The organism is Nocardioides flavescens (assembly GCF_009823805.1).
Lineage (GTDB): Bacteria > Actinomycetota > Actinomycetes > Propionibacteriales > Nocardioidaceae > Nocardioides > Nocardioides flavescens.
The window spans coordinates 222,962-245,896 of sequence record NZ_WUEK01000001.1; the positions used below are offsets into that span (position 1 = coordinate 222,962).

Genomic DNA, 22,935 nt, shown 5'->3' on the forward strand with positions numbered 1-22,935 from the left:
CACCCGCGGTTACCGTCGGGTACATGCGTGCACCGACCCACCTGCGTGGACCCCTCGCGGCAGCCGCCACGGTCCTGGGCGTCCTGCTCGCCTCCCTCGCGGCGGCGCCTGCTCCGGCGCAGGCGGCCGTGGGCGGGACGACGAGCGCCCCCGGCGTCGTCCTCTACGACGCCTGCCAGCAGGTGCCGATCAGCTACGCGATCGACCCCGGTGGGGCCACCTCGTGGCGGCTCCAGCTGCAGATCTTCGACCCCGACGGGCGGACCTCGCAGGGCTTCGTCGCGAACTCGAACGCCGGCGCCGCCACGACCGGCACCTTCTCGATGCAGTTCTGCGGCTCCGAGCTGCCGGGCACCTGGACGGTCAAGGGCGCCCTGTGCGCCAGCTTCACCTGCCTGTTCACCGACCCCCAGACCGGCACCGCCGCGCTCGCCGACTCGACGTTCGAGGTCCGCCCGGCCCAGTCCTCCGCGGTCCTGTCCGCGAAGCGGATCCGCGGTGGTCGCTACGTCCTCAAGGCGCGCGTCTCCGAGGAGCGGGCCCAGGGCTGGACGCCGTACGCCGGGGCGCTGGTGCGCTTCGAGCGACTGGTCGGCGACCAGTGGGCACCGGTCGTGCGCCGCGACCTCACCGCGGCCGGTGGCGTGGCCAAGCTGCGCAAGCGGCTGCCGATCGGGACCCGGGTGCGGGCAGTGGTCCAGCCCGCCGACAACACCTACGGTTCTGTTTCCGGAGTTCTGCGCCTGCGTCGCTGAACCGCTGCGATCCTGTCCCAGGAGTCACACGGGTCAGGGGGACGGATGGGTCGGCGCGAGCGCGTGCTGGTGGCGCTGGTCGCGCTCGTCGCACCGCTGCTCGTGGTCGGGCTCGTCAGCCTGAGCGGCGGCGCCCAGGCCGTCAAGCAGCCCGGCGCCTTCGACTCCTCCGTCGGCGCCACCCAGTGCGCCCTGCTCGGTCGGCGGTGGTCGCAGCAGCGCGGCTGTGCGCGCTCGCGGTGCGTCGCCGGCGCCGTCCTCTTCAATGCCAATCTCGGCGCCGAGGTGTGCGCGTCACGCGCGGGTGCGCCGTACGGCACCTACGTCGAGCCGTCGCGCTGCGTGGCTCTCGGCCGGGTCTGGGTGGCCTCGGCCAACTACTGCGCCTCCTCCCCCGACCGCGGCACCGAGGCGGTCGCGGGTGCCCCGCAGTGCCGCGCACCGGACGCGGTCTATGTCGTCCAGGGCGAGAAGCCCGGGCACTACGACGAGTGCCTCGCGCCGGCGTACGCCGACCAGTTGCGCGGCCTCGCCGCCGCCGCCGGCACCACCCTGGCCCAGCAGGTCGACCGCCGCTCCGCTCTGCAGTGCGGCGACCGCGTCGGCCGGGCGATGGTCGACGGCGTCTGCGCGCTGAGCGACGCCCCGCCGCCGGCGCACACCGACCAGACCCTCGTCATCGGCGACTCGCTGGGCTGGCGCTCGGCCGACGAGCTCGAGGGCCGCCGGCCCGGGTGGGCCGTCGACGCGATGCCCTCGCGCAAGATCGGCGAGCTGCGCGGGCGCCTCGACGCCTACCGCGCCGTGCACGGCCAGCCGTCGGCGCTGGTCGTCGAGCTCGGCACCAACGCCACGACCGGGTTCTCCGAGCGCGACCTGCGCTCGAGCGTCCGCTCCCTGCCCCGCTCGACCGCCGTGCTGTTCGTCCTGCCCTACCGCCAGGTCGCCCGCGGCAACGCGCCCAGCGCGGCGACGTACGGCGGCTGGATGCGCGACCTCGCCCGCACGCGGTCCCGCACCTGCGTCGCCGACTGGCCGCGGCTGCTCGACCAGCGCCCCGGGCTGCTCCTCGACGGCACCCACCCCACCCACCGCGGGGAGAAGGTCTACGCCGGGCTGCTCGCGACGGGCCTCTCGGGCTGCCGCTGAGTCTGCCGCTGATTCGCAGGGCCGTGACGGGTCACCATGGGCACATCCGACCGACCAGGAGTGCCCCGTGAAGCTGCTGCTCACCTCCGGCGGCGTGCCCGCTCCCGCGATCCGCACCGCCCTCGACGACCTGCTCCCCCGACCCGTCGCGGAGTGCTCGGCGCTCGTCGTGCCCAGCGCCCAGTGGGGCCACCCGATGTGCACGCCCGAGTCGGCGTGGCGGGCGGTGAGCGGGCAGCCGCTGGGCGGGCCGATCGCCCCGATGAGCGACCTGGGCTGGGGCTCGCTCGGGCTGCTCGAGCTCACCGCGCTGCCCCACGTCGACCCGGCCCGGTGGCAGCCGTGGCTCGACCGGGCCGATGCGCTGCTGGTCGACGGCGGCGACGCGCTCTTCCTCGCCCACTGGCTGCGCGCGTCGGGGCTGTGGGACGCGCTCGCCGAGCGCCCCGACCTGGTGTGGGTCGGCGTCAGCGCCGGCAGCATGGTGCTGACGCCCCGGGTCGGGCCGGAGTTCGTGCAGTGGCGCTCCGCTGATCAGGACCCGGACGACGACCGCACCCTCGGGCTCGTCGAGTTCGCGATCTTCCCGCACCTCGACCACCCCGACATGCCCGAGAACACCCTCGCCGAGGCCGAGCGGTGGGCCGCCGGGCTCGACGTTCCGGCGTACGCCCTGGACGAGCGGAGCGCCCTGCGGGTGGTCGACGGCGAGGTCGAGGTGGTCTCGGACGGGCAGTGGCACCGGTTCGAGCCGACCGTGTCCTAGGCCGACGTTCACGTCGCAGACGACGAAGGCCCGCCCCCACCAGCGGTGGGAGCGGGCCTTCTCGGCGTCCAGAGGTCAGCGGGCGGAGCTGCCCTCGACGTAGTCGGAGTCGTGGCTCTTGACCCACGCCATGAGCTTGCGCAGCTCGCGGCCGGTCTTCTCGATGGGGTGCTGCTCGGCGGTCTCGCGGAACGTGGTGAACTCCGGCGAGCCGTTGTCCATGTCGGAGATGAAGCGCTCGGCGAACTTTCCGTTCTTGATGTCCTCGAGCACGCCCTCCATGTTCTTCTTCACCTCGGGGGTGATGACGCGGGGGCCGGAGACGTAGTCACCGAACTCGGCGGTGTCGGAGACCGACCAGCGCTGCTTGGCGATGCCGCCCTCGTACATCAGGTCGACGATCAGCTTGAGCTCGTGGAGGCACTCGAAGTAGGCGACCTCGGGCTGGTAGCCCGCCTCGGTCAGGACCTCGAAGCCGTACATGACCAGCTGGCTCGCGCCACCGCAGAGGACGGCCTGCTCGCCGAACAGGTCGGTCTCGGTCTCCTCGGTGAAGGTGGTCTTGATGCCGCCGGCGCGCAGGCCGCCGATGCCCTTGGCGTACGACAGGGCGAGCGGCCAGGCGTTGCCGGAGGCGTCCTTCTCGACGGCGACGAGGACGGGGACGCCGCGGCCGTCGACGTACTCGCGGCGGACCAGGTGGCCGGGGCCCTTGGGGGCGACCATGAAGACGTCGACGCCCTCGGGCGGGGTGATGTAGCCGAAGCGGATGTTGAAGCCGTGGCCGAAGACCAGGGTGTCGCCCTCGGCGAGCTGCGGCTCGATCTCCTCGGCGTAGAGCTTCCGCTGGTGCTGGTCGGGGGCGAGGATGACGATGACGTCGGCCTCCTCCGCAGCCTCGGCGGGGGTGACGACGCGCAGGCCCTCGGCCTCGGCCTTGGCGCGGCTCTTCGAGCCCGGCTGCAGGCCGATGCGGACGTCGACGCCGGAGTCGCGCAGCGACAGCGCGTGCGCGTGGCCCTGGCTGCCGTAGCCGATCACCGCCACGTTCTTGCCCTGGATCAGGGACAGGTCGGCGTCGTCGTCGTAGAACATCTCAGCCACGGTGGGCTTCTCCTTCTGTGGTTTCTTCTCGGGTTCGAGATTCGGGGGCGGCGCGGCTCAGCCGGCAGCCGCGGGCGGCACGGGAACGCCGACGGGGCGCAGCGAGCGCTCGGAGATCGAGCGGGAGCCGCGACCGATCGCGACCATGCCGGACTGCACGAGCTCGCGGACGCCGAAGGGCTCCAGCACCCGCAGCAGGTCGGCGATCTTGCCGCTGTTGCCGGTGATCTGGATGGTGATGGCGTCGGTGGCGACGTCGATGACCTTGGCGCGGAACAGCTGGACGACGTCGAGCACCTGGCTGCGGGTCTCGGCGGTGGCCGCGACCTTCACCAGCACCAGCTCACGGGTGACGGAGTGCTCGGGGTCGAGCTCGACGATCTTGATGACCTCGACCAGCTTGTTGAGCTGCTTGGTCACCTGCTCCAACGGCGAGGACTCGACGTTGACGACGATCGTCATCCGCGAGACCTCGGGGTGCTCGGTCGGGCCGACGGCCAGCGACTCGATGTTGAAGCCGCGGCGGCTGAACAGCCCCGCGATGCGGGCCAGGACGCCGGGCTTGTCCTCGACGAGGACCGAGAGGGTGTGGGTGTTCACAGGTCGGGGCCCCCGCGGAAGTGTGGGCGGAAGGAGCGAAGCGGGAGGAGCCCGCAGTTTCGTGGGGTGATCACAGGTCGTCCTCGTCGAACTTCGGCGCGAGGTCGCGCGCGTACTTGATCTCGTCGTTGCTGGCGCCGGCGGCGACCATCGGCCACACCATCGCGTCGCGGTGGACCCGGAAGTCGACGACGACGGGGACGTCGTTGATCTCCATCGCCTTGGTGATCGTGGCGTCGACGTCCTCGGGGCTGTCGCAGGACAGGCCCACGCAGCCGTAGGCGTCGGCGAGCTTGACGAAGTCGGGGATCCGCTTGGACTGCAGGTCGGTGTTGGAGTAGCGCTCGTTGTAGAACAGCGTCTGCCACTGGCGGACCATGCCGAGCGACTCGTTGTTGATGATCGCGACCTTGATCGGGATGTTGTTGATCGCGCAGGTGGCCAGCTCCTGGTTGGTCATCTGGAAGCAGCCGTCGCCGTCGATCGCCCACACGGTCGTGTCGGGCGCGCCGACCTTGGCGCCCATCGCCGCGGGCACCGCGAAGCCCATGGTGCCGAGGCCACCGGAGTTGAGCCAGGTGCGCGGCTTCTCGTACTTCACGAACTGCGCGGCCCACATCTGATGCTGGCCCACGCCGGAGGCGTAGATCGCGTCGGGGCCGGCGATGGCGCCGAGCCGCTCGACGACGTACTGCGGGGCGAGGCCGTCGATCGGCGTGTCGTAGCCGAGGGGGTAGGTGCCGCGCACGCCGTCGAGGAAGCGGACCCAGCCCTCGTAGTCACCGGTGGTGCCGGCGTCGGCCTCGGCGCGGAGCAGGGCGACGAGGTCGGTGATGACCTCGCGGACGTCGCCGACGATCGGGACGTCGGCGTGGCGGTTCTTGCCGATCTCGGCCGGGTCGATGTCGGCGTGGATCACCTTGGCGCCGGGGGCGAAGGAGTCGAGGTTGCCGGTGACGCGGTCGTCGAAGCGAGCGCCGAGGCTGATGAGCAGGTCGCTCTTCTGCAGGGCGGCGACCGCGGCCACGGTGCCGTGCATGCCGGGCATGCCGTAGTTGAGGGCGTGGCTGTCGGGGAACGCACCGCGGGCCATCAGCGTCGTGACGACGGGGATGCCCGCGAGCTCGGCGAGCTCGAGCAGCTCGCGGTGGGCGTTGCCGCGGATGGTGCCGCCGCCGACGTAGAGCACCGGACGGCGCGAGTCGAGCAGCAGGCGGGCCGCCTCGCGCACCTGCTTGGCGTGGGGCCTGGTCACCGGACGGTAGCCGGGCAGCTGGATCTCGTCGGGCCACTCGAACGTCGTGGTGGCCTGCAGGGCCGACTTCGCGACGTCGACGAGCACCGGGCCGGGGCGGCCGGTGCTGGCGATGTGGAAGGCCTCGGCGATGCGTCGCGGGATGTCGGCCGGGTCGGTGACGAGGAAGTTGTGCTTGGTGATCGGCATCGTGATGCCGCGGATGTCGGCCTCCTGGAAGGCGTCGGTGCCGATCATCGACGCCCCGACCTGCCCGGTCACCGCGACCATCGGCACGGAGTCCATGTGGGCGTCGGCGATGGGCGTCACCAGGTTGGTCGCCCCCGGACCGCTCGTGGCCATGCAGACCCCGACCCGGCCGGTGGCGCTGGCGTAGCCCTGGGCGGCGTGGCCCGCGCCCTGCTCGTGGCGCACCAGGATGTGGCGGATCGAGCTGTCCATGAGGGGGTCGTACGCCGGCAGGATCGCCCCGCCGGGGATGCCGAAGATGTCGGTGACGCCCGCTGCCTCCAGCGACGTGACCAGGCTCTGGGCCCCGGTGATCTGCTCGCTGCTCATCCCTGCTCGTTCCTCTTCCGTCTCTGCCTCGACCAACAAAAAACCCCTCGGTCGCACCGGGCGACGAGGGGGTGACGCACTGACTGATCGGTTCAGTCGGCGCGTCGCGTGCGTACGAGGAGGTCCTGGTGCATGTCACCACGGTAACGGCCAGGGCGCGCAGCCGTCATTCCGCACCCTGGCCATCCCATCATTCGAGACGCGCGTCTCAGTCGGTGGCACCATCGCTGGACGAGCGGCCCGCGGACGTGCAGACGCACACCTGGTTGCCGTGGGCGTCGGCCAGCACCCAGAACGCCGGCGCCCGGTCGTCGCTGACCAGGGTGCCGCCCGCCGCCACGGCCGCCGCGACCCGCTCCTCGGCGAGCTCGAGCGGCACACCGATGTCGACGTGGAAGCGCTGCTGGCCGAGCGGTCCGGTCGCGCCCGGCGCCCGCTGGAACCACAGGGCGGGCAGCGCCGCGGCCGGGTCGTGCACCTCGTCGCCGTCGACCTCGTAGCCGAGCACCGCCGCCCAGAAGTCGCGCACCTCGGCCTCGTCGGGCACGTCGAGCGCGAGCTCGACCACCGCGACCTCGTGGGGCCGCGCCTCGACGCCCGCCTCGGCCGCGAAGCCGCTGATCGTGCGGGCCAGGTCGAGGTCGCGCGAGGTGACCCCGCCGGCGTCGTGGCTGACCAGCACGACGTCGACCTGCGGGTAGGTCAGCGTCACGTCGGGGTGGTGGTCGGCCTCCTCGGCCGCGGCGCCGATGCGGTCGACGAGCGCCAGGCCCGTGGCGAAGTCGCCGGTCGCGAACCGCGCCCGCAGCTTGCCGTAGACGTAGCGCCAGTCCCCCAGCCCGGTCTCCTCCTCCACCTGCTCGAAGGTCAGGGTCCGCTTCGCGTCGCTCATGCCGGTGCCATCTCCCGCTCGCTCGTGTCCGTCAGGTCGAGGACGCCGTCGACGGAGTCGAGCCCGATGCCGTCATGCGTCACCCACACGACCGTACGCCGTCCGCGCTGCGCGAGCAGGTCCCTCGCCACCAGGCGCGCGGTCGGTGCGTCGAGGTGGGCGGTCGGCTCGTCGAGGACGACCACCTGGTGGTCGGCGAGGAGCAGCCGGGCCAGTCCGATCCGGGTGCGCTCACCTCCCGACACCGATGCGGCACCCTCCCCCAACCGGGTCGCCAGCCCGTCGGGCAGGGCGTCGAGCCAGCCGGCCAGCCGTGCCTCCCGCAGCGCCCGCTCGACGTCGGCGTCGGAGGCGTCGGGGCGGGCGAGGCGGACGTTCTCGACCAGGGTGGTCGCGAACAGGTAGGGGTCGTCGTCGAGCAGCCCCACCGTGCGCCGTACGTCGTCGCCGGTGAGGGTCGCCGTGTCGGTGCCGCCGAGCGCGTAGCGCCCGGAGTCCGGGGCGAGGTGGCGCACCAGCAGCGCGGCGAGCGTGCTCTTGCCGGACCCCGAGGGGCCGACCACGGCGACGCTGTCCCCGGGGTCGAGGCGCAGGTCGACGGGGGCCAGTCCGCGACCGCCGGGCCAGTGGGCGGCTGCACGACGCAGCTCGACGGTGCCGTCCCGGCTCCCGTCGTACGCCGCCGGGCGGCGCGGGTCGACGACCGCCGGCTCGAGCGCGGCGAGGTCGTCGAGGCGGCGACGAGCGGCCGCGCAGTCGGCGCGCAGCGCCCCCGCGTCGGCGACGGGCAACAGCACGTCGAGCAGCGCGAGCGGCACGAGCAGCAGGAGCGCCGCGACCGGAGCGCCGACCTCGCCCGCGCGCAGCGCCGGGTCGAGCACCGTCGCGGTCACAGCGATCGCCGCGGCCACCGCGACGGCGGGCCACAGGCGTGCGGTGGCGACCCACCTCGCGCGTCTGCGGGCCGCGGCAGCCCGGCGCCGGGCCTCGGCGGCGACCCGGTCGAGGGCCGCGCCCTCCGCCTGCCAGTGCGTCAGCGGCCGGGCGTCGGCGACGACCTCGAGCACCCGTCGCGACAGGGCCGCCCGCGCCGCGACGCCGTCGGTGGCACCGCGACGTCCGGCGGCCCGGCCGGTCGTCCAGGCGAGCAGTCCGCCGCCGAGGGCGGCCACGAGCAGCACGGCCCCGGCAGCCGGCAGCAGCCAGGCGGCCAGCGCGCCGGTGAGCAGACTGGTGCCGAGCCAGGTCCACAGCGGCGCCCGCACCCGCAGCCGCGCGTCCAGCAGAGCGTCGACGTCGTCGACGACCGAGGCGAGCAGGTCGCCGCGGCGACGACCGAGCCGCCCCGGCACCAGCGGCACGAGAGCGTCGTAGACCGCGGCCCGCTGCTCGGCCAGCTCGCGCAGCGCGAGGTCGTGACCCAGGAGGCGCTCGAGCCAGCGCAGCACCGGGCGGGCCAGGCCGAAGAGCCGCACCCCGACGATCGCCACCATCAGCGTCAGCACCGGCGGCTGCTCCGCCGCCCGGGCGATCAGCCAGCCCGCCGTCGCCGTCAGCGCCACCCCCGAGGTCGAGGCGAGGACGCCGAGGAGCCAGACGAGCGGCCAGAGGAGGCGGGGACGGCGTCGTGCGGGTGCGGGCGCAGAGCTGTGGGCGACGTGGTCTCGAGACGGTCGTTGCACGACCTCCTCGACCACCGGGGGCGCGGGCGGGACGAGCTCGACCACGGTGTCGGCGGCCTCGACGAGGGCGGGCCGGTGGGCGACGGCTACGACCGCGCGGGTGCGGGCGAGCTCGCGGACGGCGTCGACGAGCAGGGCCTCGGTGGCGGGGTCGAGGTGGGCGGCGGGCTCGTCGAGCAGCACCAGCGGTCGGTCGGCGACCAGCACGCGGGCGAGACCGACCCGGGCGCGCTGCCCGGCCGAGAGCCCGGCGCCGTCCTCGCCGAGCCGGGTCTGCGGGTCGAGGTCCAGACCGACCCGCGCCAGGGCGGCGGCAACCTCGGCGGCGGAGGCGTCGGGCCGGCCGAGGCGGACGTTGTCGGCGACCGTCGCGTCGGCGAGCCAGGGCCGCTGCGGCAGCGAGGCGACCTGTCGCCGCCACGCACCGCGGTCGACGCCGTCGAGCTCGACGCCGCCGACGCGCACGCTGCCGGCGTACGCCAGGTCGCCCTGGAGCACGGCCATCAGCGTGCTCTTGCCGCAGCCGCTCGGCCCGACGAGCACGGTCAGCCCGCGCTCGGGCACGGTCGCGGTGACCCCGGCGACGGCCGGTCGCTCGCGGCCCGGCCAGCTCGCCGAGGCCCCGGCCAGCTCGAGCGGCCCGCGCGGAGCCATGAGCCCACGGGAGGGCGGCTGCGACGAGCCGAGCGCGTGGATCGCCTCGAACGTCGCGGTCCCCTCGGCCGCGGCGTGGAACTCCGCGCCGACGCGGCGCAGCGGCCAGTACGCCTCCGGCGCGAGCAGCAGCAGGGTGAGGGCGGTGCGCAGGTCGAGCCCGCCGTCGGCCAGGCGCAGCCCGACCACGACCGCGACGAGCGCGACCGAGAGCGTGGCGACCAGCTCGAGGATCGCCGAGGAGGCGAAGGCGACGCCCAGGAGGTCGCGGTTGGCGCGGCGGTAGCGGTCGGTGACCTCGCGGATCCGCGCGGTCTGCGCCCGCGCGCGCCGGTGGGTCACGAGCGTCGGGAGCCCGCGCACGACGTCGACGAAGTGGCCCGACAGTGCGGCCAGCGCCTGCCACTGCCGCTCCGCGCGCTGCCGGGTCTCGACGCCGACGAGCACCGCGAACACCGGCACGAGCGGCAGCGTCGCCACCACCACGCCGGCGGCGAGCAGGTCCTGGGTCGCCATCGCCACGACCGTCAGCACCGGCAGGACGACGCCGAGCACCAGCGCCGGGAGGTAGCGGGTGAGGTAGGGCTCGACCGCCGCGACGCCGCGGGTGGCCAGCGCGCCGACCTCGCCGGAGCGTCGTACGTCGGACGCGTGGTCGAGCACGCCCCGCAGCAGGGTCTCCCGCAGCCCGTCGCCCACCCGCTGGGCGGCGGCCGCGGCGGCGACGTCGACCACCCAGCCGACCAGGGCCCGGCCCAGCAGCGTGGCCACGAGGGCGGCCGCGGCCGGGTGCCACGCCTCCCCCGTGCGCGGCCCCGTCAGCAGCCCCGCCACGAGCCACGCGGCGGCGAAGGCCTGGGCGACCACCAGCACCCCGGCGAGCAGGTTGCCGCCGACCACCACGGCCAGCGGGCCGCGCGCCGGGCGCAGGTGGGGCAGGACCCGCGGGTCCAGGGGGCGAGCCATCAGTGGGCCAGCTCGGCCGTCGGGATGTGGTGGGTCGAGATCCGCTTGCGGAAGACCCAGTAGGACCACGCCTGGTAGGCCAGCACCAGCGGCGTGAACACCGCCGCGACCCACGTCATGATCGTCAGGGTGTACGCCGTGGCCGCGGCGTTGGTCGTCGTGAGGCTCCAGGCCGGGTCGAGGGTCGAGGGCATCACGTCGGGGAACAGCGCGACGAACAGCCCGGCGACGGCCAGCGCGATGGTGGCGAACGTGCCGGTGAAGGCCCACCCCTCGCGCCCGGCGCGCACGGCCACGAGCCCGGCGACCAGCGCGAGCGCGGCGAGCACGAACAGCGCGCCCGAGACCGCCGAGCCGGTCCGCGCCTGCGTCCACACCAGGAAGGCGACCGCCACCACGGCGGCGGCGAGGCCGAGCCGCAGGGCCAGTGCCCGGGCGCGGTAGCGGATGTCGCCGTCGGTCTTGAGCGCGACGTACATCGCCCCGTGGGTGGCGAAGAGCAGCAGGGTCGTGAGCCCGCCGAGCAGACCGAAGGGGTTGAGCAGCGTGAGCAGCGAGCCGGTGAACTCGTGGTCGGCGTCGAGCGGCACGCCGCCCGCGATGTTGGCGAAGGCGACGCCCCACAGCACGGCCGGCACGAGCGAGCCGTAGGTGATGGCGCGGTCCCACCGGGCCTGCCAGCGGCGCTCGGCGCGCTGGTGGCGGTACTCGAAGGCGAGCCCGCGCAGGATCAGCGCCACGAGGATCATCAGCAGCGGGAGGTAGAAGCCGCTGAACAGCGTGGCGTACCACTCCGGGAACGCCGCGAACGTCGCGCCGCCGGCGACGAGCACCCACACCTCGTTGCCGTCCCAGACCGGGCCGATGGTGTTGATCATGACGCGGCGCTCGGTGTCGTCGCGGGCGAGCACCGGCAGCAGCATCCCGACCCCGAAGTCGAACCCCTCGAGGGCGAAGTAGCCGATCCACAGCAGCGCGATGAGCGCGAACCAGACGGTGGTGAGCTCCATGACTCCTCCTCAGCTCGCGAGATCAGTAGGCGAACGCCAGCGGGGCGTCCTGGTCGTCGTCGGCGTCACTGCCGTCGCGCCCCGTCGGCTGGACGTACGGCGCGGGTCCGCTGCGGATCGTGCGCAGGATCAGCCCGACCTCGACGACCGCGAGCACGCCGTACAGCGAGGTGAGGGTGAGCAGCGAGATCCACGCCTCGGTGGTCGAGACGCTGGGCGAGACCGCGTGGTCGACCGTCATCAGCCCGAACACGACCCACGGCTGGCGGCCCATCTCGGTGAAGATCCAGCCGAACGAGTTGCCGGCGAGCGCGGCGAGCGGCAGGGCGACGCACAGCGCCGGGAACCAGCGCGCCGTCGGCGTGCGGCCACGCCGCGTCAGCCACAGCACGAGCGCCGCGCCGGCGGCCGAGGCCATGCCGAAGGTGATCATGAAGCGGAAGGACCAGTAGGTCACCGGGATCACCGGCACGTAGTCGGAGGCGCGGTAGTAGACGGTGCCGGGGTCCTGGCCGTACTCCTGGCGGTAGGCCTCGCGCAGGTCGTCGATGCCCTCGACCTTGCCGTCGAAAGAGCCGGTGCCGAGGAAGGACAGCAGGCACGGCACGGTGAGGGCGAACTTCTCCTCCCGGCCGTCGGGGGTGCCGAGGGTGAAGACCGAGAACGGCGCGCACGACTCACGGGTCTCGTAGAGCCCCTCGGCGGCCGCCATCTTCATCGGCTGCACCTCGGTCATCACCTTGCCCTGGAGGTCGCCGGTGACGGCGACGCCGAGGCCCGCGACCATCGCCACGGCCGCGCCGATGCGGATCGCCTTGCGGTGCATCGAGCGCTCCGCGTCGGCGGCCTCGCCCTGTTCGCCGTCGAGGTCGCGGCGACGCTTGGCGTAGAGCCAGCCCGAGACGCCGACCATGAACGCCGCCGCGGTGAGGTAGGCCGCGAGGATGACGTGCGGGAAGGTGACGAGCTGGACCTCGTTGAACATCACCGCCGCGAAGTCGGTGAGCTCGGCGCGGCCGGTCTCGGCGTCGTAGCGGTAGCCGACGGGGTGCTGCATCCAGGAGTTGGCCGCGAGGATGAACCACGACGAGAAGAGCGTGCCGAGGTGCACGATCCACATGCAGCCGGCGTGCAGCCGCCCGGGCAGCTTGTCCCAGCCGAAGATCCACAGGCCGAGGAACGTCGACTCCAGGAAGAAGGCCAGCAGCCCCTCGATGGCCAGCGGGGCCCCGAACACGTCGCCGACGAAGCGGGAGTAGTCCGACCAGTTCATCCCGAACTGGAACTCCTGCACGATCCCGGTCACCACGCCGATGGCGAAGTTGATGAGCAGGAGCTTGCCGAAGAACTTCGTCAGCCGCAGGTACGCCGGGTCGCGGGTGCGCAGCCAGCGGGTCTCGAGGAGCGCGACGAGGGCGGTGAGCCCGATCGTCAGCGGGACGAAGAGGAAGTGGTACACGGTCGTGATGCCGAACTGCCACCGTGCGATGTCGACGACGTCCACGGACGCCTCCTGTCTGCCGGACTGCCCGTCTTACTACAACGCGTAGTAACTACTACTGAATGTAGTACGACGCGGTCCGTAGGTACAATCGCCGGCATGCCCCCTCGCAACCTCGGAGACCTCGAGCGCGCGGTCATGGAGCAGCTGTGGGCGGCCCACTCCCCCGACGCTGCGATGACCGTCCGCGAGGTGCACGCCGCCCTCGCCGAGACCCGCGACATCGCCTACACGACGGTGATGACCGTGATGGACCGCCTGGCGCGCAAGGAGCTGGTCACCCAGGAGCGCGACGGTCGCGCCTACCGCTACCGCGCCCGCGGCTCGCGGGCCGCGATGACCGCGGAGCTGATGCGCGAGACCCTTGCCGACTTCACCGGCCACGACCGCCAGACCGCGCTCGCGGCGTTCGTCGAGGACGCCAGCGCCGAGGACATCGCGGCGCTGCGCGAGGCGCTGTCGGGCCTCGACGGTCGCTGACCCGCCGGTCTGTCTCCCCGTCGTGGTCACCCCGCTGCTGCTCGGTGCCCTCGCCGTGCTGCTCGCCGGCCCGGCGCCGGCGCTGCTCGCCCGCGTGCACCGCACCCGCCACACCCCGCGCGCCGCGATGGTGCTGTGGCAGAGCGGGGCCCTCGCGGCGGTGCTGGCCGCCGTCGGGGCCGGCCTCTCGCTGGTCACCGGGACGGCGTGGCAGCGCGCCCCCGACCTGCTGCCGTACCTCACCGCCGGCATCGCCCTGCTGCTCACCGCGCTCGTGCTCGGGCGGCTGCTGCTCAGCGGTCACCTGGTCGGCACCGACCTGCGGGCGCTGCGCCGCCGCCACCGCGACCAGCTCGACGTGGTCGCGCGCCGCGACGCCCGCGCGCCGGGCGGCACGGCCGTGCTCGAGAACGACCTGCCCGTCGCCTACTGCGTGCCCGGGCGGCACGTCCAGCGCGTCGTCGTGTCCGTCGGCGCTCTCGACCGTCTCTCCCCCGACGAGGTCAGCGCCGTCCTCGCACACGAGCGCGCCCACCTGCGGGCGCGCCACGACCTCGTGCTCGAGGCGTTCAGCGTGCTGCACCACGCCTTCCCCCGCTGGGTCTCCAGCGCCGCCGCCCTCGCCGAGGTGCGGCTGCTCGTCGAGGTGCTCGCCGACCGGGCCGCCTCCCGCGACGGCCGCTGCGCCGCCCTCGGCCGCGCGCTCGTCACCCTCGCCGAGGGCCGAGCGACCGGCCCCGGCTTCGCCCTCGCCGCCTCGGGTGACGACTCGACCCTGCTCGTGCGCGTCCGCCTGCTCGCCGACCACCGCCCCCACCGCGTCCAGGCCGCCGTCCTCGTCGCCCTCGCCGGCGCCGTCCTCGCCCTCCCCACGGCGTTCGTCGTGCTCCCCTGGCTCAACGGGTTGGTCTGAGGCTCGCCCGGGGTGCGCCGTCCCCCGAACGTCAGGAGACGACGGACATCCCGATCTCCTGGGGGTTCCAGGCGACCTCCCAGCGGTAGCCGTCGGGGTCGGCGAAGTAGCCGGAGTAGCCGCCCCAGACCCGCTCCTCGCCGAGCTGCACCGGGTCGGCGCCGGCCGCGCGGGCGGTCTCGAGGACGTCGTCGACGTCGGCGGGGGTGGCGCAGTTGTAGGAGATGGTGAACGGCGCGACCCCGTCGCCGTCGCCGATCCGGCCGACCTCGGCCTCGAAGTACTCGCGGTCCCACAGGCTCAGCACGAGCCGGTCCCCGGTGCGGATCATGACGACGTCGCCCTCGACCTCCACCTCGGGCGTCCAGCCGAGGCCGTCGACGTAGAAGCGGCGGCTGGCGGCCAGGTCGCGCACGGCCAGGGTCAGGAAGCTGATGCGCTGGTCCACCCCCTCACCCCACCACACGCAACCGACTGCGCTGCCGGCCCTCGGCGTCGAAGTTGGCCGGGTCGAGCCACCGCTCGTGCTCGCGGCGCACGGCGGGCCAGTCGGCGTCGGTCACGGCGTACCAGTCGGTGTCGCGGTTGCGACCCTTCACGACGAGGTGCTGGCGGAACCGGCCCTCGTGGGTGAAGCCGAACCGCTCCGCCGCCCGCCGCGACGGCTCGTTGAGCGCATCGCACTTCCACTCGAAGCGCCGGTAGCCGAGGTCCTCGAGGGCGTGGCGCATCAGCAGGTGGACCGCCTCGGTCGCGGCGGCGGTGCGCTGCAGCGAGCGGGCGAAGAGGATGCTGCCGATCTCGATGCTGCCCGAGGCCGCGTCGATGCGGAGGTACGACGCCAGCCCGGCCGGCTCGCCGCCGTCCGGCCGCAGCACGAACGTCACCGTCGAGGGGTCCTCGAGGTCGCGTCGCACCAGGTCGGTCATGTCCTCGACCGTGGCCGGGGGCTCGGTCGCGCGGTAGGTCCACAGCGCGTGGTCCTCGGCGCCACAGAGCGCGGCGAACAGCGCCGGTGCGTGGTCGAGCGCGAGCGGGTCGACGACGACGTGGCGACCCCCGAGCCGGACCGGCTCGGGCCACGGGCAGCCCGCCCAGCCGGGCACCTCGTCACCGACGGGCTGACCGTGCTCGTTGATGCTCACCACGTCGTCACCCTAGGGTCGGGCCGTGGACCCCCGGCAGGCGCGCGTCTGGCACACGGTCACCGCCGGCGTGGCGGCCGCCGCCCTGCTCCTGCAGCTCGTGCTCGTCCTCCAGGGCGGCCGGGTCCTGGACGACTCGGCGGTGGCGCCGACCGGCACCCGGTTGCTCCGGCTCATCGCCTACTTCACGATCCAGAGCAATCTGCTCGTCGCGCTCGGCGCGGGGCTCCTCGCAGCCGCGCCCGACCGCGACGGCCCGGTGTCCCGTGCGACTGGCCGGTCTCCTGGGCATCACCGTCACCGCGCTCGTCCACTTCTTCCTGCTGCGACCCCTGCAAGACCTCGACGGTCTCGACCTGCTGGCCGACACCCTGCTGCACGTCGTGGTCCCCCTCCTGGCCGTGGCGGGCTGGCTGCTGGCCGGGCCGCGGCCGCGCTGGGACCTCGCCACCTTGGCGTTCGCCACCGCGTGGCCGCTCGCCTGGCTCGGCGTGACGCTGGTGGTCGGGGCGACCACGGGCTGGTACCCCTACCCGTTCCTCGACGTGGACACTGAGGGGTGGGGCAGCGTGCTCGTCGCGAGCCTCGCCGTGACCGCGCTGTTCGGGGCGCTCGCAGCCGTCGTCCGGATTGTCGACGTGCAGGGTCGACCACTGCCGCGTCGCGACCGGTCCCGTCGCGAGTAGCGTCACCGCATGAGTGCATCGCCGGGCATCGACACCAACGTCCCGCCGAGCGGCACCGGCTGCGCCGAGTGCGACGAGGTGGGCGGCTGGTGGGTGCACCTGCGCCGCTGCGCCCAGTGCGGGCACGTCGGGTGCTGCGACTCCTCCCCCGCGCAGCACGCGAGCGCGCACTTCCGCGCGACCGGCCACCCGGTGATGCAGAGCTTCGAGCCCGGTGAGGAGTGGTTCTGGTCGTTCACCGAGGAGGCGGCGTACGACGGCCCGCCGCTCGCGCCGCCGACCTCGCACCCCGAGGACCAGCCGGCACCCGGCCCTCGGGGCCGGGTGCCGCTGGACTGGCGCTCGCAGATCCACTGAGGAAGGTCAGTCGAGCGAGAGTTCGAGCTGGCCGGTCAGGGTCTCGAACTCCGACGTCGTGCTGTCGACGTCGTGGTAGTCGCTCACGGCGTAGCGCACGCTCCTGGCGGTGCGCGCGACCTGCTCGAACTCGAGCACGATGATGTGGCGGGCGGGCAACGTTCGCGACTGGCTCCCGTCGCAGCTGCTCCACGTCTCGGTGTGGGTGAACGGCATCTCGATCACCATCGAGAGCTCGGACATGTCGGTCTTGGCGATGCCGGTGCGCAGACCGTCCTCGTAGGGGTCGCCGGTCCAGGGGAACCGGCCACTGCCCTGGCTGACCTGCTCCCAGCTGCCGGGGCAGGGCGCTGAGGAGGTGCGGGTCAGACTCCTGCCGGCCAGCACGTAGCTGCTGGTCGTCGAGGCGACGACCGCGCTCGTGGGCTGGACCGTCGTCCCCGAGACCGTCGCGCCGATGCTGACGTCGGCGGTGAACCGCCACACGTCGGCGTCCCTGGTCTCCGACCCGGCGTCGACGAAGTGCAGGTCGCCCCTGAGCTCTCCCGAGAACGTCGACCCGGGCGCCTGTTGCACCGGGGGCTGGGTCGGCGGGGTGGTCGGCGGAGTGGTGACCACCGCGGGGACGGTGGTGGGCGTCGAGGCCTTGCAGTCGTTGCGGGACGAGGCGTCCTTGGCCGACGTGCTGCAGGCCAGGACGTGGCCGCCGCCCGAGACCGACGCCGGGACGGTCGCAACCGCCTTCACCTCGGCCGTGCGCCCCGGCCCGAGACCCGGAGCGCCAACCCTGGCGAGCAGGGTGTCGCCCCCGGCGCGGGTGTCGGCGGACCACCAGAAGGAGACGGTGCCCTTCTTGGCCTTGACCTTGCCGCGGTTGCGGACGGTGGCGGTGAGCGGCAGCGGGGCGGTGCGGGAGACGGTCGTCGGCACGCCGCTGAGCGCGGTCACGCTCAGGTCGGCCTTCTTCGTTTTCTGGCCGCCGCCGGCGGCGGAGGCCCCGCCCGGCTGGACGGCGGCCACGAGGGTGGCGGCGGCCAGGACTCCGGAGAGGGTGCGGATGGTCGAGCGGGCGGGCATGGTGGCTCCCAGGGTGGTCTGTGCTGGACACCACCACCCTCGGCCGCCCCGCTTGTGCCCACCTTGGCGCCGCTTGCGGCTCGCCTGCAGCCGGAGCTCAGCCCAGCGTCTGCTCCACCGTCGCGACCCCGTCGACGACCCGGGCGGTCGCCCGGGCGCCGTTGACCAGGGGCAGGTAGGGCTGGGTGTGGCCGATGTCGAGGCCGGTCAGCACCGGCACGTCCAGCGACCCGAGTGCGTCGGTCACCGCCTCGGCCTGGGTGAGGTCGGGCGAGTCCGGCGCGCTGGTGCGCCCGACCAGCACCCCGGTGGCGTGCTCGAACCAGCCCGAGAGCCGCAGCCCGTGCAGCTTGCGGCACGCGTCGTAGGCGTCGGTCTCCGCGACCTCGAGGTAGACGAGCAGCCCGTCGGGGTGGTCGGCGGCGTAGCCCGGCACGTCGGCGTACGGCGACCCGGCGAGCGGGGAGAGCACCTCGACGCAGCCGCCGATGAGCGTGCCGCTCACCTCGGCGTCGCCGCCGCCGAGCACCGCGGCCGAGGCCGGCCGGTCGAGGGTCATCGTGGTGATGGCCGGCTGGTCCTGCCACCGGTCGAAGCCGTCGCGGGTGCGGCCCGGGCTGGTCTGGTCGATCCGGGTGCCGGTCGCGGCGGTCGCGAGGTCGAGCCAGTGGGCGAGCCCTGCGGGCGGGGTGTAGGGGGTGTCCATCAGGTTGACCCCGTGCAGCGACGCCCAGCCCAGCCGCGTCGTGAGCGGCACCAGGAGCGTCGAGATGTCGCTCCAGCCGACGAGCCAGGTCGGCTCGGCGGCCGCGAGCCGGTCCCAGTCGAGGACGTCGACGAGGTCGATGGCCAGCTCGCCGCCCCACGGCGGCAGCACGGCGGCGACCGCGGGGTCGGTGAGGTACGCCGTCAGCTCGGCGGCCCGCTCGTCGCGCGACGCGGAGCGCACGTGGTCGCCGGAGAGACAGTCGCCCACGACGACGTCGTAGCCGCGCTCGCGCAGCCAGCCGACCGCGAAGTCCAGCCGGGGCCGGAGCTCGGCGGCGACCCCGCTGGAGGGTGCGGTCACCGCGATCGTGTCGCCCGGCGCGAGCGGCCGCGGCCACCGGGTCATGCCGTCACCTCGTCCAGCACCTCGCGGACGGCGTCGAGCCCGGCCCGCACCTCGGCGTACGACGTGGAGAGGGGCGAGAGCCCGATGCGCAGCCCGTGGGGGTCGCGGTAGTCGGGGATGACGTCGCGGCGCCACAGCGCGGCCGTGACCTCGCGCATGGCCGGGTGGCTGAGGGTGAGGTGGCCGCCGCGCCGCTCGGGGTCGGTGGGCGAGGCCGGGGCGACCTCGGGGAGCAGCTCCGCGGCCACCTCGGCGGCGTACGCCGTGAGCCCGACGGACTTGGCCCGCACCGCCTCGACGCCGACCTCGCCGAGCAGGTCGACCATGTCCTCCAGCGCGAGCATGCCGACGACGGCGGGCGTCCCCGAGAGCCAGCGGCGCATCCCGGGGGCGGGCTCGTAGGACGGGCCCATCGTGAACGGGTCGGCGGCGCCCATCCACCCCTGCAGGGGCTGGCGCAGCTCGTCCTGCAGCCGGGCGGCGGCGTAGACGAACGCCGGAGCGCCGGGGCCGCCGTTGAGGTACTTGTAGCTGCAGCCGACCGCGAGGTCGACGTCCCAGGCGTCGAGCTCGACGGGCACGACCCCGGCGGAGTGGCAGAGGTCCCAGATCACCAGCGCGCCGGCGTCGTGCGCGATGCGGGTGAGCGCGGGGGCGTCGGCCAGCCAGGCGGAGCGGTAGGCGACGTGATTGAGCAGCACGACCGCGGTCTGCTCCCCCACCACCTCGGCGAGCAGCTCGGGGGTGACGCCGGCGCTGGTGTCGACCTCGATCCAGCGCAGCGTCGCGCCGGTCTCCTCGGCGATGCCGGCGGCGACGTAGCGGTCGGTCGGGAACTGGTCGCGGTCGAGCACGATCTCGGTGCGGCCGGGGCGGGCGGCGAGCGCGGCCCGGATGGTCTTGTAGAGCAGCACGGTCGTCGAGTCGGCGATCGCCGTCTGGCCCGCCGCCGCCCCGAGGCAGGCGCGGCCGAGGCGGTCGCCGAGGGTCAGCGGCAGCTCGAACCACCGCTCGTCCCAGCCCCGGATGAGCCGGCCGCCCCACTCCTGCTCGACGAACGCCGCCAGGCGCGGGCCGGTGACGCGCAGCGGGCGGCCGAGGGAGTTGCCGTCGAAGTAGACCAGCGGCGTCTCCGCGCCCACGAACAGGTCGCGGTGGGCCGCCAGCGGGTCGGCGGCGTCGAGCGGGGCCGGGTCGGTGATCGTGCCGGTGCTCATGACGCCGAACCTAGCCTCCGTCACTGGAAGCTGACGAAGCGCACCGTCGGACGGATCCGGCGTACGTCGGCGGCGCTCATCAGGCGCACGTCCTCGTCGTAGAACAGCTTGAACCCCATCCGGATCTGCCCCGGGCGGGCCACGTGGCGGTAGGTCGCGAGCTTCTGGCCCGGCGTGCCGAAGCCGTCGACGTGCTGCACCATGACCAGCCCGCGACGGGGCTGGACCCGCTCGATGTCGCGGACCATGTCGGTGCGGAACTGGTGGAGGACGAAGAGCTTCTGCGGCAGGTCGTGTCGGCGCACCAGGTCGCGCAGCCACGCCGAGGTGCGGTTGACCTCCGCGACGCCGACGGAGCCGATCCGCTGCCCCGGCACGCCGCGGTTTCCCATCCGCCACTCCGGGTCGAGCGCGAGGCCGACGTAGGGGTCCTTCAGCGCCCACGCCCAGCGCTTGGCGGCCTCGTCGAAGCTGGTGCGGCCCGGCTGCACGTCGAGCAGCAGCAGCGCGCCGTGCTCGTGGGCGGCGTCGATGTAGGTCTGCACCGCCGCGCGCGAGATGTCGTGGGCGTAGTCGCCGTCCTTGCCGGGCGCCGCGTCGGCAACAGTGACGATCAGCTCGAAGACCGGCATCACCTCGCTGCCGGGGCGGGCGAACGGCGCCGCCGCCTGCTGCAGCCGCGCGAACGCCTGCTCCGGCGGGTCCTCGCCGAGCACGCCGAGCGCGCCGGTGCCGGCGGTGCCGTAGTAGGCGACCAGGAACCGGTCGTCGCCGAAGATCGTGTCGACGCCGCCGGGCAGCTGTGCACTCGGGGCTGCGGTCGGCGCTGCGGTCGGGGCGGCCGTCGGGGTTGCCGTGACCTCCGGGGTCCCAGGCGCAGGAGCGGCACTCGCGACCGGCTCCGGACGTGGTGTCGTCTCGAGGGCCGCGAGCGCGCCCCGCTCCTCGGCATCGGGGTCGGCGTCGGGGCCGGACGACGGCAGCACGGCGTACGCCACCGCGGCGAGGGTCAGCAGGGCGAGCAGCAGCCCCACCGCGAACGAGCGCTCACGGGGGCCGGACGGGAGGAGCTTCCGAGACATCGGCGCCGACCCTAACCGAGCCCAGCCGCCCCCTCGCGGACCCGCGCCGCCCGTCAGGTCACCCTGGCGGCGGAACCCCAGCATCTGCTGGGAAGAGCAACGTTCTGGGGCGTTGCAACACCCCAGAACGTTGGCGATCCCAGCAGATGCTGGGATTCCGACAGCCTCAGCCCGTGACGGCGCCGTGGGCGGCCGACTGGACCATCTTGGCGTACTTGCCGAGGACGCCGCGGGTGTACTTCGGCGGGTTGGGCTCCCAGCCCTCGCGGCGCGAGGCCCACTCGTCCTCGTCCACGATCTCCACCTCGAGCGAGCGGTTCGAGACGTCGAGGGTGATGGTGTCGCCGTCGCGCAGGAACGCGATCGGGCCGCCGTCGACCGCCTCGGGCGCGATGTGGCCGACGCAGAGACCGGTCGTGCCGCCGGAGAAGCGGCCGTCGGTGATGAGCAGGACGTCCTTGCCCAGCCCGGCGCCCTTGATGGCGCCGGTGATGGCGAGCATCTCGCGCATGCCGGGGCCGCCCTTGGGGCCCTCGTAGCGGATGACGACGACGTCGCCCGCGCCGATGCGGCCCTGCTCGAGGGCGTCCATCGCGGCGCGCTCGCCGTCGAAGACCCGGGCGGTGCCGGTGAAGACCGACTCGTCGAAGCCGGCCGACTTCACGACGGCACCCTCGGGGGCCAGCGAGCCCTTGAGGATGGTGAGGCCGCCGGTGGCGTGGATCGGGCGGTCGAGCGAGCGGATCACGTCGTCGTCGAGCGGCGGCGGCGCGATGTCGGCGAGGTTCTCGGCCATGGTCTTGCCGGTGACGGTGAGGCAGTCGCCGTGCATGAGGCCGGCGTCGAGCAGCGCCTTCATCACGACCGGGATGCCGCCGACCTTGTCGACGTCGTACATGACGTACTTGCCGAACGGCTTGAGGTCGCCGAGGTGCGGCACCTTGTCGCCGACGCGGTTGAAGTCGTCGAGGGTCAGGTCGACCTCGGCCTCGCGGGCCATGGCCAGCAGGTGGAGGACGGCGTTGGTCGAGCCACCGAGGGCCATGACGACGGTGATGGCGTTCTCGAACGCCTCCTTCGTCATGATCTGGCGCGCCGTGATGCCCTTGCGCAGCAGGTTGACGACGGCCTCACCGGAGCGGTGGGCGAACCCGTCGCGCCGGCGGTCGACGGCCGGCGGGGCGGCCGAGCCGGGCAGGCTCATGCCGATCGCCTCGGCGACGGCGGCCATCGTGTTGGCGGTGTACATGCCGCCGCAGGCGCCCTCGCCCGGGCAGATCGCCTTCTCGACCCGGTCGACCTCCTCGCGGGTGATCTTGCCGGCCAGGCAGGCGCCGACGGCCTCGAAGGCGTCGATGATCGTGACGTCGCGACCGTCGACCTGTCCGGGCATGATCGAGCCGGCGTAGAGGAAGACGCTCGAGAGGTCGAGGCGCGCGGCGGCCATCATCATCCCGGGCAGCGACTTGTCACAGCCGGCCAGCAGCACCGAGCCGTCGAGGCGCTCGGCGTTCATCACCGTCTCGACGGAGTCCGCGATGACCTCGCGCGAGACCAGCGAGAAGTGCATCCCCTCGTGGCCCATCGAGATGCCGTCGGAGACCGAGATCGTGCCGAACTCGAGCGGGTAGCCGCCCGCCGCGTGCACGCCGTTCTTGACCGCCTGCGCGAGCCGCTGCAGGGAGAGGTTGCAGGGGGTGATCTCGTTCCACGACGACGCGACGCCGATCTGCGGCTTGACCCAGTCGTCGTCGCCCATGCCGACCGCCCGCAGCATCCCGCGCGCGGCGGCCTTCTCGAGGCCGTCGGTGACGTCGCGCGAGCGGGGCTTGATGTCGGGCGTGGTGGACTGCTGCGGGGACTGCTCGGCCATGACAGGGAGCGTACGACGGCCCGCGGGTCGCGCCGCCCGCGGTCTCACCGGCCCGCTGAGCCGAGTGGTTTCGAGACGGGACTCCGTCCTTCCTCAACC

The 22,935-nt window shown here is 73.7% G+C and carries 21 protein-coding genes; 7 read left to right on the forward strand and 14 right to left on the reverse strand.

Annotated features, from left to right (window positions below):
• Positions 1 to 23 precede the first annotated feature (23 nt).
• The 3 genes from GRQ65_RS01055 (at position 24) to GRQ65_RS01065 (ending at position 2,670) form a co-directional block, all read left to right on the forward strand.
• A complete protein-coding gene (locus tag GRQ65_RS01055; RefSeq protein ID WP_160874276.1) occupies positions 24 to 755 on the forward strand; it encodes a hypothetical protein in 732 nt (243 codons plus the stop codon).
• A 45-nt stretch (positions 756 to 800) separates the two neighbouring features.
• Positions 801 to 1,904 (forward strand): SGNH/GDSL hydrolase family protein, encoded by a 1,104-nt coding sequence (locus GRQ65_RS01060; protein ID WP_160874278.1) that lies wholly within the window; start codon positions 801 to 803, stop codon positions 1,902 to 1,904.
• Positions 1,905 to 1,971: 67 nt separating this feature from the next.
• A complete protein-coding gene (locus GRQ65_RS01065) occupies positions 1,972 to 2,670 on the forward strand; it encodes a Type 1 glutamine amidotransferase-like domain-containing protein (RefSeq protein WP_160874280.1) in 699 nt (232 codons plus the stop codon).
• 75 nt (positions 2,671 to 2,745) lie between these two features.
• On the opposite strand, the gene ilvC is transcribed toward GRQ65_RS01065, so the two are convergent.
• From ilvC to GRQ65_RS01100, 7 genes are all read right to left on the reverse strand, one after another.
• On the reverse strand, positions 2,746 to 3,774 hold the full coding sequence (gene ilvC, locus GRQ65_RS01070; protein WP_337191410.1) for a ketol-acid reductoisomerase: 1,029 nt from the start codon (positions 3,772 to 3,774) through the stop codon (positions 2,746 to 2,748).
• A gap of 57 nt (positions 3,775 to 3,831) precedes the next feature.
• Entirely contained in the window at positions 3,832 to 4,374 is a 543-nt protein-coding gene (ilvN, locus tag GRQ65_RS01075; RefSeq protein WP_160874282.1) for an acetolactate synthase small subunit, read from the reverse strand.
• Between the two features lie 70 nt (positions 4,375 to 4,444).
• Positions 4,445 to 6,283, reverse strand: coding sequence for an acetolactate synthase large subunit (locus tag GRQ65_RS01080; protein ID WP_160874902.1), 1,839 nt, complete (start codon positions 6,281 to 6,283; stop codon positions 4,445 to 4,447).
• Positions 6,284 to 6,395: 112 nt separating this feature from the next.
• Positions 6,396 to 7,079 (reverse strand): 4a-hydroxytetrahydrobiopterin dehydratase, encoded by a 684-nt coding sequence (locus GRQ65_RS01085; protein ID WP_160874284.1) that lies wholly within the window; start codon positions 7,077 to 7,079, stop codon positions 6,396 to 6,398.
• Complete coding sequence (cydD, locus tag GRQ65_RS01090; RefSeq protein WP_160874286.1) at positions 7,076 to 10,381, reverse strand: thiol reductant ABC exporter subunit CydD; 3,306 nt, start codon at positions 10,379 to 10,381, stop codon at positions 7,076 to 7,078. Before cydD ends, GRQ65_RS01085 begins: the two co-directional genes overlap by 4 nt.
• Complete coding sequence (gene cydB / locus GRQ65_RS01095; protein WP_160874288.1) at positions 10,381 to 11,391, reverse strand: cytochrome d ubiquinol oxidase subunit II; 1,011 nt, start codon at positions 11,389 to 11,391, stop codon at positions 10,381 to 10,383. Before cydB ends, cydD begins: the two co-directional genes overlap by 1 nt.
• A gap of 22 nt (positions 11,392 to 11,413) precedes the next feature.
• On the reverse strand, positions 11,414 to 12,895 hold the full coding sequence (locus GRQ65_RS01100; protein WP_160874290.1) for a cytochrome ubiquinol oxidase subunit I: 1,482 nt from the start codon (positions 12,893 to 12,895) through the stop codon (positions 11,414 to 11,416).
• Between the two features lie 96 nt (positions 12,896 to 12,991).
• Here GRQ65_RS01100 and GRQ65_RS01105 point away from each other — a divergent pair, with 96 nt between their 5' ends.
• Complete coding sequence (locus tag GRQ65_RS01105; protein WP_160874292.1) at positions 12,992 to 13,372, forward strand: BlaI/MecI/CopY family transcriptional regulator; 381 nt, start codon at positions 12,992 to 12,994, stop codon at positions 13,370 to 13,372.
• A 22-nt stretch (positions 13,373 to 13,394) separates the two neighbouring features.
• Entirely contained in the window at positions 13,395 to 14,285 is an 891-nt protein-coding gene (locus GRQ65_RS01110) for a M48 family metalloprotease (RefSeq protein WP_160874294.1), read from the forward strand.
• Positions 14,286 to 14,316: 31 nt separating this feature from the next.
• Here GRQ65_RS01110 and GRQ65_RS01115 read toward each other — a convergent pair whose 3' ends face one another.
• Complete coding sequence (locus tag GRQ65_RS01115; RefSeq protein ID WP_160874296.1) at positions 14,317 to 14,733, reverse strand: VOC family protein; 417 nt, start codon at positions 14,731 to 14,733, stop codon at positions 14,317 to 14,319.
• A gap of 4 nt (positions 14,734 to 14,737) precedes the next feature.
• Positions 14,738 to 15,433 carry a GNAT family N-acetyltransferase gene (locus GRQ65_RS01120; protein ID WP_160874298.1) on the reverse strand — a complete coding sequence of 232 codons (696 nt, stop codon included), beginning with the start codon at positions 15,431 to 15,433 and terminating at the stop codon, positions 14,738 to 14,740.
• Positions 15,434 to 15,696: 263 nt separating this feature from the next.
• On the opposite strand from GRQ65_RS01120, the gene GRQ65_RS01125 reads away from it, so the two are divergent.
• Positions 15,697 to 16,116 carry a Pr6Pr family membrane protein gene (locus GRQ65_RS01125; protein WP_160874300.1) on the forward strand — a complete coding sequence of 140 codons (420 nt, stop codon included), beginning with the start codon at positions 15,697 to 15,699 and terminating at the stop codon, positions 16,114 to 16,116.
• Positions 16,117 to 16,125: 9 nt separating this feature from the next.
• On the forward strand, positions 16,126 to 16,473 hold the full coding sequence (locus tag GRQ65_RS01130; RefSeq protein WP_160874302.1) for a UBP-type zinc finger domain-containing protein: 348 nt from the start codon (positions 16,126 to 16,128) through the stop codon (positions 16,471 to 16,473).
• Positions 16,474 to 16,479: 6 nt separating this feature from the next.
• Here the strand turns inward: GRQ65_RS01130 and GRQ65_RS01135 are convergent, their stop codons facing one another.
• The 5 genes from GRQ65_RS01135 to ilvD form a co-directional block, all read right to left on the reverse strand.
• Positions 16,480 to 17,550, reverse strand: a complete 1,071-nt coding sequence (locus tag GRQ65_RS01135) for a hypothetical protein (RefSeq protein ID WP_160874304.1) — start codon at positions 17,548 to 17,550, stop codon at positions 16,480 to 16,482.
• Between the two features lie 97 nt (positions 17,551 to 17,647).
• A complete protein-coding gene (locus GRQ65_RS01140; RefSeq protein WP_160874306.1) occupies positions 17,648 to 18,664 on the reverse strand; it encodes a S66 family peptidase in 1,017 nt (338 codons plus the stop codon).
• Positions 18,661 to 19,881 carry a kynureninase gene (locus GRQ65_RS01145; RefSeq protein WP_160874308.1) on the reverse strand — a complete coding sequence of 407 codons (1,221 nt, stop codon included), beginning with the start codon at positions 19,879 to 19,881 and terminating at the stop codon, positions 18,661 to 18,663. The genes GRQ65_RS01140 and GRQ65_RS01145 overlap by 4 nt, the downstream gene beginning before the upstream one ends.
• Before the next feature lie 20 nt (positions 19,882 to 19,901).
• The gene (locus GRQ65_RS01150) at positions 19,902 to 20,963 is read right to left on the reverse strand and encodes a hypothetical protein (RefSeq protein ID WP_160874310.1); all 1,062 of its coding nucleotides are present in this window, start codon (positions 20,961 to 20,963) and stop codon (positions 19,902 to 19,904) included.
• Positions 20,964 to 21,129: 166 nt separating this feature from the next.
• Positions 21,130 to 22,836 carry a dihydroxy-acid dehydratase gene (gene ilvD / locus GRQ65_RS01155; RefSeq protein WP_160874312.1) on the reverse strand — a complete coding sequence of 569 codons (1,707 nt, stop codon included), beginning with the start codon at positions 22,834 to 22,836 and terminating at the stop codon, positions 21,130 to 21,132.
• Positions 22,837 to 22,935: the final 99 nt, after the last annotated feature.